Origin of the sequence: Caldibacillus sp. 210928-DFI.2.18, assembly GCF_020554505.1 — a bacterium.
In the GTDB taxonomy this organism is placed as follows: Bacteria; Bacillota; Bacilli; order Bacillales; family Caldibacillaceae; genus Caldifermentibacillus; species Caldifermentibacillus hisashii.
In genome coordinates this window covers 1-3,286 of record NZ_JAJCHL010000158.1, presented here as the reverse complement: position 1 = coordinate 3,286, position 3,286 = coordinate 1, and the positions used below count along the sequence as shown (strand labels likewise).

At 39.0% G+C, this 3,286-nt stretch carries 5 protein-coding genes; 3 read left to right on the top strand and 2 right to left on the bottom strand.

All coding sequences use genetic code 11. The annotated features are described in order from the left end of the window. From LIZ98_RS17155 to LIZ98_RS17145, 3 genes are all read left to right on the top strand, one after another. The coding region (locus LIZ98_RS17155) for a hypothetical protein (protein ID WP_227203161.1) at nucleotides 1-481 on the top strand (481 nt) is incomplete at its 5' end. Between the two features lie 57 nt (nucleotides 482-538). Next, nucleotides 539-1,762, top strand: a complete 1,224-nt coding sequence (locus tag LIZ98_RS17150; RefSeq protein WP_227140366.1) for an MFS transporter — start codon at nucleotides 539-541, stop codon at nucleotides 1,760-1,762. A gap of 195 nt (nucleotides 1,763-1,957) precedes the next feature. Continuing rightward, on the top strand, nucleotides 1,958-2,344 hold the full coding sequence (locus tag LIZ98_RS17145) for a hotdog fold thioesterase (RefSeq protein WP_034772052.1): 387 nt from the start codon (nucleotides 1,958-1,960) through the stop codon (nucleotides 2,342-2,344). A 292-nt stretch (nucleotides 2,345-2,636) separates the two neighbouring features. On the opposite strand, the gene LIZ98_RS17140 is transcribed toward LIZ98_RS17145, so the two are convergent. Beyond that, nucleotides 2,637-2,852 carry a hypothetical protein gene (locus LIZ98_RS17140; RefSeq protein WP_227140367.1) on the bottom strand — a complete coding sequence of 72 codons (216 nt, stop codon included), beginning with the start codon at nucleotides 2,850-2,852 and terminating at the stop codon, nucleotides 2,637-2,639. Next, complete coding sequence (locus LIZ98_RS17135) at nucleotides 2,853-3,152, bottom strand: SMI1/KNR4 family protein (protein ID WP_227140368.1); 300 nt, start codon at nucleotides 3,150-3,152, stop codon at nucleotides 2,853-2,855. Nucleotides 3,153-3,286: the final 134 nt, after the last annotated feature.

The following is a 3,286-nucleotide window of genomic DNA, read 5'->3' as shown; positions in this document are numbered from 1 at the left end:
GCCAAAATTGAGAGGTTTTCGACCAAAAACGGTGACGAGAACTGGCCTCGTCGCCCAAAAATGGGGTTTTCCGGCTCAAAATGGTGACGAGATTGAGTCTCGTCGCCCAAAAATGGGGTTTTCCGCCTCAAAATGGCGACGAGATTTGGTTTCGTCGTCAAAAATGTGGATTTCTCACCCGAAATTGGCGACGAGATTGAGGCTCGTCGTCAAAAAATGGCGTTTTCCGGCTCAAAATGGTGACGAGAACGAATCTCGTCGGCAAAATAGTGCTTTTTCCAACTCAAAATGGCGACGAGAACGCGTCTCGTCGTCAAAATTGCGCTTTTCTCAGCTAAAAATGGTGACGAGATTCAGTTTCGTCGTCAAAAATACGACTTCCTCGCCCAAAAACAGCGACGAGATTCGCTCTTATCGCCAAAAAATATCACATTTAGATAAAAAACGACCAATATTTCGAAACCCGAAAGTCTTTATTTAAGATGAAAAACTATGTATAATAGTTAGAGATACGAAATATTTTATGAAGGTGATCACGATGAAACCAGAAAAGAGAAACTTATTAATTATGTGGGTCGCCAATTTTTTAGTTGCTTCCAGTACAACGATGATTATGCCGTTTCTATCCCTTTACATTAATACAATGGGGGATTTTACAACAGAATACGTCCAAAAATGGGCAGGATATGTGTTTGGTATCACGTTTTTAACTGCATTTATTTTCTCACCCATATGGGGACGGGTTGGCGATAAGTATGGATACAAGCCCGTTTTACTAATAACAGGATTTGGGATTGCCATTAGTCTTTTCTTTATGGGCTTTATGCATACTGTCCACCAACTGTTTATTCTTAGATTTATTATGGGGGCGGTCACCGGGTTTATCCCAACATCACTAGCGATGATTGCAGCTCAAACACCGAAGAAAAAGGTTGGTGAGGTTCTGGGACTCCTGCAAACAGGGAACGTAACCGGTTCTCTCTTTGGGCCACTTATCGGCGGATTGCTGGCCGATCAATTTGGCTTTAAATATACATTTATCTATACAGCCATTGCTATATCGGTAGCTTCCTTGTTTGTTATTTTTGGAGTAAAAGAGGTTCGGCAAACAGAGAAAAAAGCCAAAACAAAAGAATTTACGAGACGGGAAGTCCTTGAATTTATTTTTCAAAAGAAAGTATTGTTTACAGTCATGATTATTTCACTGCTAGTCCAAGTAGCCAACTTCACTATTCAGCCGCTCTCGGCAATCTATGTCAATGAGTTGGCACATACGGAAAGTGTAGCCTTTTTAGCCGGACTTGCTTTTTCAGCAACCGGTTTTGGGAATTTACTGGCAACACGGCGTTGGGGTAGACTTGGAGACAAAATTGGCTATGAAAAAGTAATTATGGCTTTACTGATCGGTGGGGCCATTGTATTTATCCCTCAAGGAATGGTAACAGCCTTGTGGCAACTTGTGATCTTGCGCTTTTTGTTCGGTATGGTAACAGGAGGAATTATTCCTTGTATGACCGCTTATATCCGGCAAGTGGCACCGTTACAAGTTCAAGGTGAAGTGAACGGTTATAATGTCAGCTTCCGATTTTTAGGAAATGTCATTGGACCGGTATTAGGTGGAACCATTTCGGGATTTATCGGCATCCATTCTGTGTTTTTTGTAACAAGCGGCATCCTATCCTTCGCTTTCTTCCTCTTACTTTGGAGTGTAAAAAGAGACCAAAAAGATCTAGAACAAGGCAATTTCAGTACTTTGAATTAATTTTTCACTATTTCTCAGCAAATGTTAAGAAGGAAAAACTCAACTTTAGGGCGAATATAGATATATACCAGTGAAACTTCCATTAGTGGGCTTTTGTTTGTCCCCACCTATCGTCTTTGGAAGCTCGAAAATCCTGGGTGTGGGTCTTGACTCGCCGTTCAGGTGGGATAAAAAGTTTTTTAAGGGGGGAAGTACTTGTATTCAAAAGGATTGACAGATAGTTTAGGAATTGAAATAAAAATTTTAGAAAAAGGATTTGTAACTGCGACAATGCCGGTGGATGATAGAACGAGACAGCCGCTGGGGTATCTTCACGGAGGTGCCTCGGTTGCGCTGGCTGAAACAGTTGCAAGCGTCGGAGCCTATCTGCTGATTGATCAAGAAAATGAAACATGTTTTGGTCTGGAAATTAACGCAAATCATGTTCGTTCAAAAAGAGAAGGAATCGTTACGGCAGAAGGGAAAGTCTTGCATCAAGGCCGGACCACCCAAATTTGGGAAATCCAAATCAAAGATGAAGAGGACAAACTGATTTGTATCTCAAGATGCACGATAGCAGTTGTGCCTCTAAAGCATGACTAGCTTCCTTTGCCCAAAAGTAACATGATTTATATGGGGGATTGCGGATTAGCATTTCCATTATACAAAAGTATGTTATAAAGTGAAGCTTCCATCAGTGGACCTCTCCACTGATGGTTAATTAACCCAATCGGTGATTCAGTAACATTACTTTCAACTTTCATTATTTTATAATCGCCACGTTCAATATGGGTGATGATCCCCTCAAAGTTCAGAAATTTCCCCTAACTAAGCTGAATGAACTGCATTTGAAAAATCATCTCAAGTGTGACCATGAAATAAGGGCGTGTCTTTATTATCTAAAAGGCTGATCCAGTAACCAAAATTCATTTCCTTGAGCAATGATAAATTTATCAAGCCATTCTTGAAATGTATAATTAAATTTTTTTGAACCATCCGATAGAGAAAGGTATTGTCCCCCGTTTCTAAGATCCCGAATGTTCACGACTAAATCGGCATTGTCTAATAAATGACCAATCGGATATACATCCTCGATTTTCAAGTTATTCACCTAGAAATTTTTCCCTTCAAAAATTTTATCCAAAGAATATAATTCAAATAATGCCCGGCTACCTTTATAATCATCGGTAAACAGTTCTGCTCCATTAGATATTTTTAAAAATTGAAGATAATCCACCGGTAATGGAATACTACTATATTTTTTTAGTTCTTCATCAGTACAGGCAAGGTAAAACTTTACTTTTGAGAGAACTACATTTCCAAAATAAGTGTTCCGATACAGTGCACTATTTTTATCCAACCTATTTTTTAATGAATTTATTAATTTTTCTATATATACTTCATTTTCCATATGGATGTTCACCTTAATTCTTATAATGGAAACGCTATTTTGTTATCCTTGCGAGAAAATTACACAATAAATTATTCCTTAAACTCAAGTTCAACCTTAGCGATAGTAAAACCCCCGATGTATAGGGATTTTTG